Origin of the sequence: Youhaiella tibetensis, from assembly GCF_008000755.1 — a bacterium.
Classification (GTDB): domain Bacteria; phylum Pseudomonadota; class Alphaproteobacteria; order Rhizobiales; family Devosiaceae; genus Paradevosia; species Paradevosia tibetensis.
Genome location: NZ_CP041690.1, coordinates 1365487 through 1380697, shown reverse-complemented (window position 1 = coordinate 1380697; position 15211 = coordinate 1365487). Strand labels below are relative to the sequence as shown.

Here is a 15211-nt window from a genome sequence, read left to right as displayed (position 1 = left end):
ACTGAGGAACTCCACATGCATTTCAACAAGCTCACCTTGGCCAGCCTCTCTCTCGCAGCTATACTGGCCTCGCCCGCGTTCGCCGCCGATTTCGAGGTGAAGATGCTCAACAAGGGCGCGGAAGGTGCGATGGTCTTCGAGCCCGCCCTGACCAGGATCCAGCCGGGCGACACGGTGACCTTCGTCGCGGCGAGCAAGGGCCACAATGCCGAGACGGTCCCGGGCATGTTTCCCGAAGGGTTCGAGCCGTTCAAGAGCGCCATCGGGAAGGATTTCACCTTCACTTTCGAGGAGGCCGGGGCCTATGGCATCCGCTGCACGCCGCACTACGGAATGGGCATGGTTGCACTGATCGTCGTGGGCGAGCCGGAAAACCTGGAGGCGGCCAAGGCCGTCAAGCAGCCGGGCAAGGCCAACGAGCGCTTCGCCAAGATCTTTGCCGATCTCGAGGCCGGCAACTGACACCGCATTCGCCCCGTGTGGAGAGCGAAAGGCGCTCTCCACCGACAGGCGCTACCCTTCGGGCAGCACGAGAAAGGTGAGCGTCATCAGCTCAGCGTGCGACTTGCCGCTATCCTTGCGGTAGCGCTCCATCGCCTCGGAGGCGAAGTCGAGTTCGTGCGGGTGCCGGTAGGGATCGATTTCGATTTCATAGACGGCAAGCTGCTCACCGTCCGGACCGAGGACCCGGATCGTCCGTTTCAACATTCTGTCAATTCGCCCCCAAAACCGGTCGCGAATGTGGCACGCCGGCCAAAAGGGCGATTTAAGGAAAATGTTAAGAAGTTCTGCTCGGCGTTAACCAGCTATTGGGCCGCCTCGGCGCTATCGAGGAAGCCGCCGGACTGGCGCTCCCAGAGCTGGGCGTAGTGACCGTGGAGCGCCAGCAATTCAGCGTGGGTGCCCTGCTCCACTATCCTTCCCTTGTCGAGAACCACCAGCCGATCCATGGCCGCGATAGTGGAGAGACGGTGCGCGATGGCGATGACGGTCTTGTTCTCCATCAGGGATTCGAGCTGCTGCTGGATGGCGGCCTCGACTTCGCTGTCGAGAGCCGAGGTAGCCTCGTCGAGCACGAGGATGGGGGCATTCTTGATCAGCACGCGCGCGATGGCGATGCGCTGGCGCTGGCCGCCCGAGAGCTTGACGCCGCGCTCTCCGACATAGGCGTCGTAGGAGGTGCGCCCTTTCTGGTCGATCAGCGCCTCGATGAAATCGTCTGCTTCGGCAAGCGCGGCGGCTGCCATCATTTCGTCGTCCGACGCCTCGGGCCGGCCATAGACGAGGTTGGCGCGGACCGAGCGGTGGAGGAGCGAGGTGTCCTGGGTGACGACACCGATATTGGCGCGCAGGGATTCCTGGGTGACGCGGGAGATATCCTGGCCGTCGATGAAGATCTTGCCGCCCTGCAGGTCATAGAAGCGCAGCAGCAGGTTGACGAGCGTGGACTTGCCCGCCCCCGAGCGGCCTATAAGGCCAATGCGCTCGCCTGGCCTTATCGACAGGTCGAGATGGTCGATGACGCCGGTCTCCCGGCCGTAGTGAAAGCTCACATCCTTGAAGTCGATGGCGGCCTGGGTGACCACCAGCGGCGTCGCGTCGGGCACATCCTGGAGTTCGAGCGGACGGGCAATGAGTTCGGCAGAATTCTGGGCAGTGCCGTAGTTGCGCATCAGACCGTTGAGCTGGGTCATCATGCGGCCGAGCAGGTTGTAGAGGCGCAGGATGAGGCCCATGGTGAAAGCAACGCCGCCCACGGTGACGATCCCTTGCGTCCACAGGTGCACCGAGAGCGCGGCGATACCGGCGATCATGATGCCCGAGAGCATGGCCATGGCGCTGCGCACGCCGACCAGCATGCGGGCAAGACGGCGCACGGCGGTGATGTAATTGTCGAACCCGGCGCGGACGAACTCGTCATCGCCCTTGGACGTGCCGAAGAGCTTCAGTGTCTGGATATTGCCAAAGCTGTCCACGATGCGACCGGTGAGGGCCGAAGCCGCCTCGGCGCTGGCGGCAGAGCGCTTGCGCATGCGCGGGACGTAGTAGCGGGCCATAAACGAGAAGATCACGATCCAGAGCACCACGGCGGCGGCAAGGCGCCAATCGAGCTGGCCGACGAGGATGATGGTGGTGAGCGCGTAAATGGCGATGAACCAGACCACCTGCAGCAGGCTGACCATGAAATCGCCCACGGCGCCGCCCGATTGCCAGACCTTTGAGGCGATGGAGCCGGAAAAATCGCTCTGGAAGAAGTTAAGGCTCTGCCGGATGACATGGGCATAGGCCTGCCAGCGGACGAGATTATAGAAGCCCAGATTGATCGTCTGTTCTTCGACCACCGCCGAGAGCCAGGTGATCACGAAGCGGGCGACCACCACCACGAAGAGCATGAAGAGCAGCTCAGGGCCGAAGCCGGCCAGCAGGCCGGGCCAGCCGGAGGCCTGGGTGGAGGAATCGAGAATATCGACCAGACGCCCCACGTAATAGAAGAGCGCGGCTTCCACGAGTGCGACCAGCCCACCGAGGACCAGCAGCGCGAAGAAGGGCAGCTTGGCCTGGCGGATATAGTACCAGAAGAACTGGAGGACCGGCGCCGGTGGCTGGAGATCGCCCTTGCGGGCGAAGGGATCGACCCAGTTCTCGAAGGTCCGGTTGAGCTGGTCGATAATCTTCATGCGGGCCGCCGGGGAGAAAAACGACTGGAGAGTCGTGAGCTTAGATCATGACCTAATGGCGGCAAGGGGGATAGGGTTCCGGTGGTGGGGAAGCCAGTGTTCGTGGCTCCCCCTGCCCGTTACTGCGCCGCTTCCGTTTCGACCGCGTCGAGGTCGAGGAAGCCGCCGGACTGGCGTTCCCAGAGATGGGCGTAGTGGCCGCCCGACGCCAGGAGTTCGGCGTGGGTGCCCTCCTCCACGATCCGGCCCTTTTCGAGCACCACGAGACGGTCCATCGCGGCGATGGTCGAGAGGCGGTGCGCGATGGCGATCACCGTCTTGCCGGCCATCAGGCTCTGGAGCTGGTCCTGGATGGCGGCCTCCACCTCGGAATCGAGCGCCGAGGTCGCTTCGTCGAGCACCAGGATCGGGGCGTTCTTGAGCAGGACGCGGGCGATGGCGATGCGCTGCCGTTGCCCACCCGAGAGCTTGACGCCCCTTTCGCCCACATGGGCGTCGTAGCCGGTACGGCCCTTGGGATCGACCAGACCCATGATCACGTCGTGCACCTGCGCCTGCTCGGCCGCCGCGATCATCTGCTCGTCGGTCGCATCCTGGCGGCCGTACTTGAGGTTTTCGCGGACGGAACGATGGAGAAGCGAGGTGTCCTGGCTGACGAGGCCAATGGCGGCACGCAGGCTCTCCTGGGTGACGTCGCGGACATCCTTGCCGTCGATGCGGATCGAGCCGTCCTGCACGTCGAACATGCGCAGGGCGAGGTTGACCAGGGTCGACTTGCCCGAGCCCGAACGCCCGACCAGGCCGATCTTTTCACCCGGCGCGACGCGCAGGTTGAAATCGTCGATGACCGAGCCGGCCTTGCCTCGCCAGTAGTTGAACGAGACGTTGTCGTAGACGATCTCGCCGGCATTGACCGCCAGCGGGGGCGCCTCGGGCTTGTCGAGCATGGTGATCGGCTGGGCGATGGTATCCATGCCGTCTCGGACGTTGCCGATCTGGCGGAAGACGTTCGAGCCGATCTCGAGGATCCAGCCGGACATGTTCATGATCTGGAGAGCGAAGGGCACGGCCGTGGCCACTGCGGCGGCGTTGAGCGTGCCGTCGTTCCAGCCGCGCAGCGATAGCCAGGTGATCGAGATCACGAGGAACGCGTTGAGGAAGAACAGGATCGACCACATGTAGGTGAAGACCCGCATGAGGCGGCGGAACTCGACCGTGTGTTCCACAATCGAGTCGGCAACGTAGGCGTCCTCGTGCCCGCCGGTCGAGAAGGTCTTGAGCGTCTGGATGTTGGTGTAGCTATCCACGATCCGGCCGGTCATCACCGACTTGGCTTCCGAGAGCAGCTCGGAATGGTGGGCGATGAGGGGCATGGAAATGTGGAACAGCACCCCATAGGCGATGCCCCAGATGGCGATGGGGATCAGCAGCACCGGATCGAGCCGGGCCAGCACAGTGATGGCCACGACCACGAAGACCAGCGCGTACCAGGCGGCATCGATGGTCAGGTTGATGCCGGTTTCGATGGCTTCGCCCGTCTGCATGATCTTGTTGGCGATGCGGCCGGCGAAGTCGTTCTGGAAAAAGGTCCAGCTCTGCCGGATGACGTGCCAATGGCTTTGCCAGCGGACGATGTTGACGATGTTGGGCACGATCGAATGATTGCGCACCAGCGTGTCGATGAGGAAGAGGCCCGGACGCACGAGCATGACGACGGTCGCCATCAGCAGCAGCGTCTGGCCGTTGGTCGTAAACATGTCGCCGGGATTGGTGGTAGCGAGCATGCCAACGATGAGGCCGACGAAGATCGGCATCATGGCATCGGCGACGGAGCCGCCGGCTACGAGGAACATGCGCAGCGCAAAGGCGCCGCGGAACTGGCCGATGAAGTACCAGCAGAACTTCCACAGCCCCATGGGCGGCTGCGGATCCTTCGCCAGAGCCGTGGGGCTGTAGCGGGTATTGAAATAGGCAATGACGCGATCGAACATTTCGTTCTCATTTCGGTTGCGCCACCCCGGATTGATATCAGGGTTGGGCTTTACAATATTGTTTTCGTTTTACTTTTTTGACCGAATTCGAGGTCGCGCTATTGTCAATTCCTGCCATTTCTCTCTCCTGTGCGAGGTTGATAGAAGGGTTGGTTATTCGGCCGCTTCGGCGTCTTCGTCGAGTTCGAGGAAGCCGCCGGACTGGCGCTGCCAGAGGCGGGCGTAGTGCCCACCCAGTTCGAGGAGTTCGGCGTGCGTGCCCTGCTCCACCACCTTGCCAGCATCGATGACGATAAGGCGATCCATCGCGGCGATGGTCGAGAGGCGGTGGGCGATGGCAATCACGGTCTTGCCCTGCATGAGGTGCTGAAGCTGGCTCTGGATCGCGGCCTCGACCTCGGAATCGAGGGCGGATGTCGCTTCGTCCAGCACCAGGATCGGCGCGTTCTTGAGCAGCACGCGCGCAATGGCGATACGCTGGCGCTGTCCGCCCGAGAGCTTGACGCCGCGCTCGCCCACATGGGCGTCGTAGCCGCGGTTGCCCTTCATGTCGACCAGTTCGCCGATGAAGTCCTCCGCCTCCGCCAGGCGCGCGGCCTCGACCATCTCCTCGTCGGTCGCGTCGGGACGGCCGTAGATGATGTTCTCGCGTACCGAGCGGTGGAGGAGCGACGTGTCCTGGGTCACCACGCCGATGTTTTCGCGCAGGGATTCCTGGGTGACCGTGGCGATGTCGGTGCCGTCGACGGTGATAAGGCCGTTCTCGCGGTCGTAGAAGCGCAGCAGCAGGTTGACGATGGTCGACTTGCCCGCACCCGAGCGCCCCACGAGCCCGATCTTCTCGCCGGGCTTGATGTCGATGGTGAGCCCCTCGATGACGCCCTTCTTGCCGCCATAGGCGAAGGTGACGTCATCGAAGCGGATATGGCCGTTGACGCGTCCGATGGCCTTGGCGCCCGGCTGGTCAGATACGAGGCGCGGCAGCGAGATGGAGTTGATGCCATCGCGCACCGTGCCGATGTTCTCGAACAGCGCCGACATTTCCCACATGACCCACTGGCTCATGCCCTGGAAGCGCATGACGAGGCCGAGCGAGACGGCAAGCGCGCCGGGGGTGAGACCACCGCCCAGCCACGACCAGATGCCGATGGCGCCGACCGAGGCGAAGAGCGCGGCATTGAGGTAGTTCACCGAAAGCTGGAGCACGGTGAACATGCGCATCTGCCGGTAGACAGTGTCGAGGAACCCGTCCATGGCTTCGCGGGCATAGGTCTCTTCACGGTTGGAGTGCGAGAAGAGCTTGACCGTGGCGATGTTGGTGTAGCTGTCCACGATGCGGCCCGTCATGGTCGAGCGCGCATCGGCCTGCGACTCGGCGATCTTGCCCAGTCGCGGGATGAAGTAGCGCATCAGCAGCACGTAGGCGACGAGCCAGAAGAGGAACGGGATGGCCAGGCGCCAGTCGCTCGAGGCGGCCAGAAACACGGCGCCCGTGAAGTAGACGACCACGTAGACCAGCATGTCGAGCAGCTTCATGACCACTTCGCGCACGGCGAGCGAGGTCTGCATGAGCTTGGTGGCGATACGGCCGGCAAACTCGTCCTGGAAATAGGTCATCGACTGCCGGATGAGGTAGCGATGGGTCATCCAGCGGATGCGCTGCGGGAAGTTGCCGAGCAGCGTCTGGTGCATGGTCATGGTGCTGATGAACGCAAAGGCGGGCAGCACGATGAGAATGACGGCGCCCATGAGCGCCAGCTTCCAGCCGTCGGTCTGGATGAAGGTGGCGCGATCGGCCTCCGCCAGCCAGTTCACGACATCGCCGATGAAGCCGAACAGCAGGATTTCACCCGCCGCAATGGCGGCGGCGGCGACGGCCATCAGGAACAGCCATTTCTTGGCGCCGTGGCTGTAGTGCAGGCAGAAAGCAACGAGGCCCTTGGGCGGCTCGGCCGGCGGGTCCAGTGGATAAGGATTTAAGCGGCGTTCAAACCACTTGAGCATAGCCGTCACCATTGTTGTCGCCCGGAAAGAGAAGTGCAGCGCGTGCGCTACGCCCTCAAGTAGGTTTGAGGTTCAGCTCAACCAAGGCGGTTGGCGGAAACATTTGTCCGCCAGATGTTTTTTGGATGACGCACCTATTGACGCGGAACATGGCCTGAGGCGAGGTGCGTGCCGGCGGGCCGTTCAGCCCTTTCCCAATACTGCCGGATTCGGCGGGAAAGATAGCAGGAACGGTTGCCAGCCGCACAGAATACACAAAGCCGGCGAGTCTGCTGTAGCCAACGGGCAACAGCAATTTCAATAGTTTAGAATAAGAGCTGCGGAGCCCTTCATGCGCACTGAGACCGAGCACACGATCTTCCTCAAGGACTATGCGCCGACCCCGTATTTCATCGATCGGGTTGAAATGGAGGTGGAAATCGCGCCGGAGAAGTCGGTCATCCACTCGTTGCTGCATGTGGTGCCGCGCGAGGGAACCGAGCCCGGCACGCCGCTCGTCCTTGACGGGGACGAGTTGCTGCTCAATTCCGTGGCCATCGATGGTGCCCCGCTCGGACTGCTCGCCTACGAGGCGACGCCCTCGAGCCTGATCATCCATGAACCGCCCCTGCGCCGCTTCGTGCTCGAAACGACGGTGACGATCGAACCGGAGAAGAACACCAGGCTCATGGGGTTCTACCGGTCGAACGGCACCTGGTGCACGCAGTGCGAGCCGGAAGGGTTCCGCCGCATCACCTATTACCTCGATCGCCCGGATAACCTGGCGACGTTCAACGTCACCATGATCGCCGACAAGAAACTGGCTCCGGTGCTGCTCGCTAACGGCAATCCCGTCGGCCAGGGGGATTTCGAGGACGGAAAGCATTTCGCGGTCTGGGAAGATCCCCACCCCAAGCCCTCCTACCTCTTCGCCATGGTCGCGGGCGACCTGGGCTCGATCCACGACAGCTTCACCACCAGCTCCGGCAAGCAGGTGGCGCTTGCCATCTATTGCGAGCACGGAAAGGAAGACCGGTGCCTTTATGCCATGGACGCGCTCAAGCGCTCGATGGCGTGGGACGAACGGCGCTTTGGGCTCGAATACGACCTGGATGTCTTCAACATCGTCGCCGTTTCCGACTTCAACTTCGGGGCGATGGAGAACAAGGGTCTCAACATCTTCAACGACCGGCTGGTTTTTGCCATTCCCGAGACGGCGACCGATGCCGACTACGACAATGTCGAGCGCGTCATCGCGCACGAATATTTCCACAACTGGACCGGCGACCGGGTCACCTGCCGCGACTGGTTCCAGCTGTGCCTCAAGGAAGGGCTGACCGTCTATCGCGACCAGGAGTTCTCTTCGGACGAGCGCTCTCGTCCGGTCAAGCGCATCGAGGATGTGCGCCTGCTGCGCTCGGCGCAGTTCGTCGAGGATGCGGGGCCCCTCGCCCACCCGCCGCGGCCGGACCATTACCGCGAGATCAACAACTTCTATACGACCACGGTCTACGAGAAGGGCGCCGAGGTGGTGCGGATGCTCGCCACGATGCTGGGCGAAGCCGGCTTCCGCAAAGGCATGGATCTCTATTTCGAGCGGCATGACGGCCAGGCCGCAACCATCGAGGATTTCATCGCAGCGTTTGCGGACGCCAACCAGGTCAATCTCGACCAGTTCATCCATTGGTATCTGCAGGCGGGCACGCCGCAGGTGACGGTGAGCGACAGCTACGACGCCGCCAGCCAGACCTATCGACTCACACTTGAGCAGAAGACCGACCCGACCCCGGGGCAGCCCGAAAAGCAGGCCATGCTGATCCCGGTCAAGTTCGGTCTGATCGGCCCCAATGGCAGCCCGATGAGTTGGAGCAAGGTCTCTGGAGCCGAGGTCAAGGGCGACCTCATCATGTTCGATACCGGCAAGGCCGAGCTGACCTTCGAGGGCATCGCCAATCGCCCTGTTCCCTCGCTCTTCCGGGAGTTCTCGGCCCCTATCAAGCTCACGACCTCGCTGAGTGCCGAGGATCAGCTATTCCTCGCCCGGCACGACAGCGATCCGTTCAACCGCTGGCAGGCGCTGCAAACTGTTGCCACCGGCATTCTCCTCGACGCGGTGAAGGCCGGGGGACGACTGACCGACGAGGGGCGCGTCGACGCCCTCGCCACGGCATTGGGCGAGACGCTGGAAGGCAATAGCGGGGACGCGGCGTTCAAGGCGCTGACGCTGGCGATGCCGACCGAGGACAACATCGCCCAGGCCATCGGCACTGATGTCGACCCGCAGGCGATCCACGATGCCCGCAGCGCCCTGCGCAAGGCCATCAGCAACAGGCTCCACGACAAGCTGCTGGCGGTCTACAACGCACTGGCAGACCAGGGCCCGTTCTCGACCGCGCAGGCAGCGACGCAGGGGCGTTCGCTGCGCAATGCCTGCCTGACCCAACTGGTGGCCGGTGGAACCGAGGGTGCCTATAGCCTTGCCGAGGCCCACTATCGCACCGCGACCAACATGACCGACCGCATGGCGGCCCTCGCGGCGCTCGTGCATGCCAACGCGCCGGTGGCGCAGGCGCTGCTCGGCGATTTCCGCACCCTCTACACCGCCGACCCGCTGGTGCTGGACAAGTGGCTGAGCCTTTCGGCCCAGGTGCCCGACGAGGCCACGCTGGACCGGGTCAAGGCCATCCTGGCCGACCCCAGCTTCCCCAGGAACAACCCCAATCGGCTGCGTTCGCTGGTGGGCAGTTTCGCCAACGCAAACCCGGTTCAGTTCGCGCGCCCGGACGGGTCCGGCTTCCGCTTCGTCACCGAGTTCGTGGCCGATGTCGACAAGCGCAATCCGCAGGTCGCAGCGCGCGTTCTCACCGCCTTCCGCATCTGGCGGAACTACGAGCCCGTCCGACGCGCAGAGGCCGAATCGGCGTTGAAATCATTGGCGGAATCCGGCTCGCTCTCGCGCAATACGGCCGACATCCTCGGAAGGACGCTTGCTGGTTAACGCATCCTTACCTGTGGAAGAATTTTTCTCGCCCGCTAAGTGATTCAGGTGACTCATGAATTTCGGGGTCGCGCGGTGCGGCCCCGAACCAGCCTCTTGTCAGACGCTCACGGCTGATTCACAGTCCTGATATCGGGTTGCGGGACAGGCTTTTCGCCTCACAATATTTCGGAGAATTGGATGCGGTCGACGGAGACATCCGGCGTCGAGGCAAGGGGATTCGTGTCGGCTGAATTCGGCCGCAGAAACCTCTCCACTACCAGCCAGGCGAACTGGCTTGCCGCGGTGCGTTCGGGCGTCTCCGAGATTTCTCCGGTGACGAGGGCTGTGGCCCTAACGGCGCTGCTGGCGGTGGCGCTTTTCGTGCTTTTCGACATCGTCCGCACGCTGCACGACGCGCGTTCGCTGGGCTCCACTGCCGCCGAGATCGAGTTCGAGCGGCTGGTGGGCGGCCTGGCGCTTCGGGCGGCCGGGGCCCTGGTGGCGGCGGTGGTCTTCATCGCCCTGACCTACCGACGGGAACGCGGGCCGTCGCAGAGCCAGCAGCAGATGGAACACCTGCTGGCCACCATCAACGCCATTCGCGAAGAACAGCGCCAACTTGCCCGCCGCTATCACGAGGAAAAGCTGCGCGCCGAAGCGGCTAGCCGCTCCAAGACCAACTTTCTCGCCCACCTCTCCCACGACATCCGCACGCCGCTCAACCACATCATCGGCTTCGCCGAACTGGTGCGGCAGCAGACCTATGGGCCGCTCGGCGACAGCCGTTACCTGGGCTATGTCGAGACCATCAAGCAATCGGGCGAGCATCTTCTGGACTCGTTCGCCACCATCCTCGAGCTCGCCGAACTCGAAGGCGGCCAGAAGGCCATGCGTGAGGAAGCAGTCGAGATCGACCGCCTGCTGGCCGGCGCCGCCCAGCGCTTCGGCGCTCGCGCCAAGCGCGCTGGTCTGCGTTTCGACGTGGGGCTGGGTTGCGAGGCGACGGTGACCGCCGACAGCATGGCCATCGAGCGCATGCTCTCCAATATCCTCGACAACGCCATCCGCTTCACTCCGCATGGCGGGTGCGTCAAGCTCGCCGCCTTCGCGGCGAAGGATGGCGTGGTCATCGAGGTTTCCGATACCGGCCTGGGCATGAGCGAGGAGCGGCTGGCCAGCCTGTCGCAGCCGTTCGTGCTGGGCGACGCGACCTTCACCCGCAAGACCGGCGCGGGATTGGGCATCGCCATTGCCCGCGCCATCGCCGAGCAAAGCGGTGGCCGGTTGGCCATCGATTCCAGCCCGGCACTCGGCACGACGGTGGCGATCTCGCTGCCGCTGCGCGGCTATAACGAATTGCTGCCCGCGCGGGCAGCCTGAACCCGGGACCCTTCACTTGTCGAAGAGTGGCCCCGGATGACTGTCGCACCTCGTCCTTCGACAAGCTCTGGAGGCGACGGACGAGGGCGACAACCAAACCGGTCATCCGCCTCAGCACGCAGGCCAAAGCCTCATATGACGCCGAATCAGGAACGCGCCGAGACGCCGCTACTTGGAGAACGGAACCGAGGCCACCAGGACGTCGCCGGAATCGTTGAACTCGACCTCATAGTTCACCGTGATCGAATCTCCGTAGAGAATGATCTTGGAGCCGATGCGGACATCGTTGCCGCCGCGGTCGGCCTGGCGCTGCTTGAGGTCGAAGCTGATCCGGTCGCCCTGCTTGACGCCGACGGCAACGCCGCTGAAGCCCGCATTGGAGCTCATGGCAGCTTCGAACCGCTGGTTCTGGTCGCTGAAGGCGATCGTGCCGCTGACCGAAAGGTTCATGTTAATCAACGTGCAGCGGCCGGCGTAGTTGATCTTGTTCTGGTTTCCCTTGGCGATGTTGAGACGGCAGCGGAAGGGCTCGGGCTTCTCCCCGCCCGTCAGCACGCTCTCGCCACGCCAGTTGCCTATGTAGGAATTGAGGAACGCCAGCTCTGCGTCTGCCGCGAAAGCCGGACCCGAAAAGGCTGCCGACAAAAGGACCGGCAACACAATGCGCGAAATTCTAGTACCCATCTACCTTCCCATGGACGGTCACTTGCTCAATTCCCCCCGAACACCGGTGACTTGGGCCATGACTCTTACCTCATTTTGGCTTAGCCATGGGCAGGAAGCCAGATAATTCGCTTGGGGCCCGGGGGAATCGTGTGAACGAAGCCGTAGACGAAAACTCAACGCTGACGCCGAACCAGCAACGTTCGGACGCCAAAGCAGAGCATGATCCCGACCCTGTGTCACGACCCCAGGGGCAGTCAACCGGACCGATAATTGACGTTGCCGGGGTAAACTACACCCTGGACGTGGCGTCGCGCCCCCTGCACATCCTCAGGGACGTCTCCATGCGGGTGGAGCCGGCCGAGGTGGTTGCCATCGTGGGTCCGTCAGGCAGCGGCAAGACCTCTTTTCTCATGCTATTGGCGGGACTTGAGCGGGCCACGTCCGGCAAGATCGTCGTCAACGGTCATGAGCTGGGCAAGCTGACCGAGGACGGGCTTTCCCTCTTCCGGCGGCATTCGCTGGGCATTGTTTTCCAGAGTTTCCACCTCATCCCGTCGCTCTCGGCTCTCGATAATGTGAGTCTGGCGCTCGGCATCGCCGAACCCAAGCTGTCGCTCAAGGAAACGCGCGAAGCGGCCGAATCGGCGCTGGCGGCGGTTGGCCTCGGCAACCGCATCCATCACCGTCCGGGCGCTCTCTCGGGTGGCGAACAGCAGCGCGTGGGCCTCGCCCGCGCCATGATCGCCAATCCGCGCCTGCTCCTGGCGGACGAGCCGACCGGCAATCTCGACCAGAAGACGGGCAGCATGGTCATCGACATCATGTTCGATCTGGCGCGCAAGAAGCACACGGCCGTCGTGCTCATCACGCACGACCCGAACCTGGCCGCCCAGGCCGACCGCGTCTTCACCATGACACAGGGCGAGCTGGTAGAGACTACCCGCAAGGATAAGTAAGACGATGCGTGGGACTTGGGCCGCCATCTATCTCAGTCTCCTCGACATGCGGGGCGACCTGCGCCGGTTCAGTCTGGTGCTGGTCTGCCTGGCGGTGGGAACTGCGCTCATAGCGGGGGTGAACTCGGTCGGGCTGAGCATCAGCCAGGCCGTCAACAAGGACGCTGCGCTGCTGATGGGCGGCGACGTCGAGGCCTCGCGTGCCGATCGCCCCGGCAGCAGCGAGGAGCTGGCGTTCATCGACACGCTGGGCAGGACCGCGCGCGTCGTCGACAGCAATATCGGCGCTCAGGCTAACGGCGCGGACGCCTTCGTCGACCTGATTTCGGTCGGGCCGGGCTACCCCCTGCTTGGCCGCGTGTCGAGCCCCGAGCTGCCGGCGGACTCCAGCGTCTTCGATTTCCTTGCGGAAAAGGACGATGCGTTCGGCGCGCTGGTGAGCGCGATGATGCTCTCGCAACTGGGCATCGGCGTCGGCGACATGATCGAGCTGGGCGGCACGCCGTTCGAGGTGCGCGGCACGCTCGGGGACATCCCCGACATGAATGCGCGCGGCCTGCGGCTCGGGCTGCCGGTGATGATTTCCACGGACGGCCTGGCCAAGGTCTCGGACCTCACTTCGCCCCTGCCCGGCCTCGGCACGTTCTTCCGCTACAAGGTGCTGCTCAACGGCAAGAGCGCCGAAGACGCGCGCCACGAGCTCGAGGCGGGCCTCAAGGACGGTGGCTGGTCGGTGCGGACCGCGGCCGATGGCCTGGGGCCGATGGTGCGCTACTACGACCTCTTCATGCGCTTCCTCATCGTCACCGGCCTGGCTTCGCTGCTCATCGGCGGGGTGAGCGTCGGTACGGGCATTTCGAGCTATGTGGCCGAGCGCACCGGGATCATCGCGGTGTTCCGCAGCATCGGGGCCGATCGCGGCCGTATCCTGCTGCACTTCTTCACGCAGGTCGCCACCGTCGCCATCGTGGGCATCGCGATCGGCGTTATCGTCGGCTCGCTGATCACGCTGCTGATCCTGCCGACCGTGGGCTCGGCGATCGGGGTCAGCCTGCCGCCCGTGGTCCATGTCCAGCCACTGCTGGTGGCCGCCGGCATCGGGCTCCTTGTCGTCTTCGCCTTCTCCTACCTCCCGCTCCAGCGGGTCCAGACGATCAGCCCTGCCCTGCTGTTCCGCTCCAACGGCCTCGAATCCACGCCGTTCGATTGGCGCACGCTTCTCAAGCCGTCGCAGACGTTGCCTCTGCTGGTCTCTGCAATCGCCCTCCTGTGGCTCGCCAACATCATGGTCGAGGATCCCACGCTCATCGCCATCTTCGCCATTGCCTGCGTCATTGCGGCGGCGCTGTTCGTGGGCGCGGTGGCGCTGGCGCAATGGGTGCTCGCGCGGATCAGGGAGCCGGAGAACCGCGTGCTTCGGCAGGCGCTCTGGGCCATCTCGGGGGCGCGAACGATCACCTCCTCGGTCATCGTGGCCGTGGGGATGACCCTGGCGATGCTGGTGGTCGTGCTGGTGCTGCAGGTTAACCTGCGCCACGAATTCCTGGGTGCCTCGGTCTTCGACGCGCCGACCTTCGTGGCTACCGACCTTTTCCAGGACGAACTCGATACGCTGGTCGCCATGAAGAAAGACCATCCGACGATGTCGCTGGTCACCGCGACGCCCATGCTGCGCGGATCGCTGACGGCCATCAATGGCAAGCCGGTGACAAGCGTTGCCACCCGCGGTCCGGAAGCCTCGTTCCTGCTGTCCGGCGACGTGCCCCTGACGTATCGCACCGAGATGCCTTCGACCTCCAAGCTGGTCGACGGACAATGGTGGCAGCCGGATTATTCAGGCCCGCCGCTGGTCTCGCTGCACCAGAGCCTCAAGTCTGGCCTGGGCGTATCGGTGGGCGACGAGGTGACCTTTACCATCTTCGGCGAGGAGATAACCGCCAAGGTCGCCAATTTCCGCGACTATGCCTGGCAGGGCGGCATCGAGTTCCTGGCGACGTTCTCGCCCGGGGCGATTTCGGATTTCCCGGCGACGCTCTTTGCCACGATAACGGCAACGCCGGGCGACGAGGACGCGGTGGGGCAACTGATTTCGGAGAGCCTGCCGGACGTGCGGTTCATCGCCATCGGCAAGACGCTCGGGCAGATCACCACCGCGCTCGGCCAACTCTCGCTGGCCGCTATGCTGGTGGGTGGACTGGCCGCAGGCAACGGCCTGCTCGTGGTCATCGGCAGCCTCGCGGCCGGCCGCAGGCAGCGCGAGATCGAGGCGGTGATCAAGACCGTCATCGGCGAGCGCCGTGCCGAAGTCACCGCCACCACGCTGGTGCAATACATGCTCCTGGCGCTGATCGCGGCGGTGCTCGCTACCCCAGTGGGCATCGCCCTCGCCTGGGTGCTGGCGCAGTTGCTGGTCGATGTCGGGTTCTCGTTCGATGCCCTGACGCTGCTCTATGTCAACGTCGGCGCCATCGTGCTGCTGGCCCTTTTCGGTGCGGCGGCGACCTATAGGGTCGTCTCCGGCCGGCCGGCGCGCTTCCTGCGCGAAGTGGCCTGACGCAAGGCCTGGCCCCGAGGGGG

General features: G+C 63.9%; 10 protein-coding genes. 5 read left to right on the top strand and 5 right to left on the bottom strand.

Features of this window, described 5'->3' with window-relative positions:
• The first annotated feature begins 15 nt into the window (after nt 1-15).
• Nucleotides 16-462 carry a pseudoazurin gene (locus FNA67_RS06735; RefSeq protein WP_147655484.1) on the top strand — a complete coding sequence of 149 codons (447 nt, stop codon included), beginning with the start codon at nt 16-18 and terminating at the stop codon, nt 460-462.
• Nucleotides 463-513: 51 nt separating this feature from the next.
• Here the strand turns inward: FNA67_RS06735 and FNA67_RS06730 are convergent, their stop codons facing one another.
• From FNA67_RS06730 to FNA67_RS06715, 4 genes are all read right to left on the bottom strand, one after another.
• Nucleotides 514-708 (bottom strand): hypothetical protein, encoded by a 195-nt coding sequence (locus tag FNA67_RS06730; protein ID WP_049704467.1) that lies wholly within the window; start codon nt 706-708, stop codon nt 514-516.
• Between the two features lie 98 nt (nt 709-806).
• Nucleotides 807-2678: an ABC transporter ATP-binding protein gene (locus FNA67_RS06725; RefSeq protein WP_049704466.1), complete on the bottom strand. Its 1872-nt coding sequence runs from the start codon at nt 2676-2678 to the stop codon at nt 807-809.
• A 119-nt stretch (nt 2679-2797) separates the two neighbouring features.
• Nucleotides 2798-4669: an ABC transporter ATP-binding protein gene (locus tag FNA67_RS06720; protein ID WP_147655483.1), complete on the bottom strand. Its 1872-nt coding sequence runs from the start codon at nt 4667-4669 to the stop codon at nt 2798-2800.
• Between the two features lie 153 nt (nt 4670-4822).
• Entirely contained in the window at nt 4823-6673 is a 1851-nt protein-coding gene (locus FNA67_RS06715; protein WP_147655482.1) for an ABC transporter ATP-binding protein, read from the bottom strand.
• Nucleotides 6674-7004: 331 nt separating this feature from the next.
• Here FNA67_RS06715 and pepN point away from each other — a divergent pair, with 331 nt between their 5' ends.
• Nucleotides 7005-9650 carry an aminopeptidase N gene (pepN, locus tag FNA67_RS06710; protein WP_147655481.1) on the top strand — a complete coding sequence of 882 codons (2646 nt, stop codon included), beginning with the start codon at nt 7005-7007 and terminating at the stop codon, nt 9648-9650.
• 222 nt (nt 9651-9872) lie between these two features.
• Complete coding sequence (locus FNA67_RS06705; protein WP_170267236.1) at nt 9873-11012, top strand: sensor histidine kinase; 1140 nt, start codon at nt 9873-9875, stop codon at nt 11010-11012.
• Between the two features lie 168 nt (nt 11013-11180).
• On the opposite strand, the gene FNA67_RS06700 is transcribed toward FNA67_RS06705, so the two are convergent.
• A complete protein-coding gene (locus FNA67_RS06700) occupies nt 11181-11696 on the bottom strand; it encodes a heme-binding beta-barrel domain-containing protein (RefSeq protein WP_145976692.1) in 516 nt (171 codons plus the stop codon).
• Between the two features lie 215 nt (nt 11697-11911).
• Between FNA67_RS06700 and FNA67_RS06695 the strand changes: the two genes are divergently transcribed.
• Nucleotides 11912-12634, top strand: a complete 723-nt coding sequence (locus tag FNA67_RS06695) for an ABC transporter ATP-binding protein (protein ID WP_049707880.1) — start codon at nt 11912-11914, stop codon at nt 12632-12634.
• A 4-nt stretch (nt 12635-12638) separates the two neighbouring features.
• Nucleotides 12639-15188, top strand: coding sequence for an ABC transporter permease (locus tag FNA67_RS06690; RefSeq protein ID WP_147655480.1), 2550 nt, complete (start codon nt 12639-12641; stop codon nt 15186-15188).
• Nucleotides 15189-15211 lie beyond the last annotated feature (23 nt).

What these genes read in the sequence shown, in the direction of transcription:
- FNA67_RS06735 (WP_147655484.1), top strand. Translation starts at nt 16, where the DNA reads ATGCATTTCAACAAGCTCACCTTGGCCAGCCTCTCTCTCGCAGCTATA.
- FNA67_RS06730 (WP_049704467.1), bottom strand. Translation starts at nt 708, where the DNA reads ATGTTGAAACGGACGATCCGGGTCCTCGGTCCGGACGGTGAGCAGCTT.
- FNA67_RS06725 (WP_049704466.1), bottom strand. Translation starts at nt 2,678, where the DNA reads ATGAAGATTATCGACCAGCTCAACCGGACCTTCGAGAACTGGGTCGAT.
- FNA67_RS06720 (WP_147655483.1), bottom strand. Translation starts at nt 4,669, where the DNA reads ATGTTCGATCGCGTCATTGCCTATTTCAATACCCGCTACAGCCCCACG.
- FNA67_RS06715 (WP_147655482.1), bottom strand. Translation starts at nt 6,673, where the DNA reads ATGCTCAAGTGGTTTGAACGCCGCTTAAATCCTTATCCACTGGACCCG.
- pepN (WP_147655481.1), top strand. Translation starts at nt 7,005, where the DNA reads ATGCGCACTGAGACCGAGCACACGATCTTCCTCAAGGACTATGCGCCG.
- FNA67_RS06700 (WP_145976692.1), bottom strand. Translation starts at nt 11,696, where the DNA reads ATGGGTACTAGAATTTCGCGCATTGTGTTGCCGGTCCTTTTGTCGGCA.
- FNA67_RS06690 (WP_147655480.1), top strand. Translation starts at nt 12,639, where the DNA reads ATGCGTGGGACTTGGGCCGCCATCTATCTCAGTCTCCTCGACATGCGG.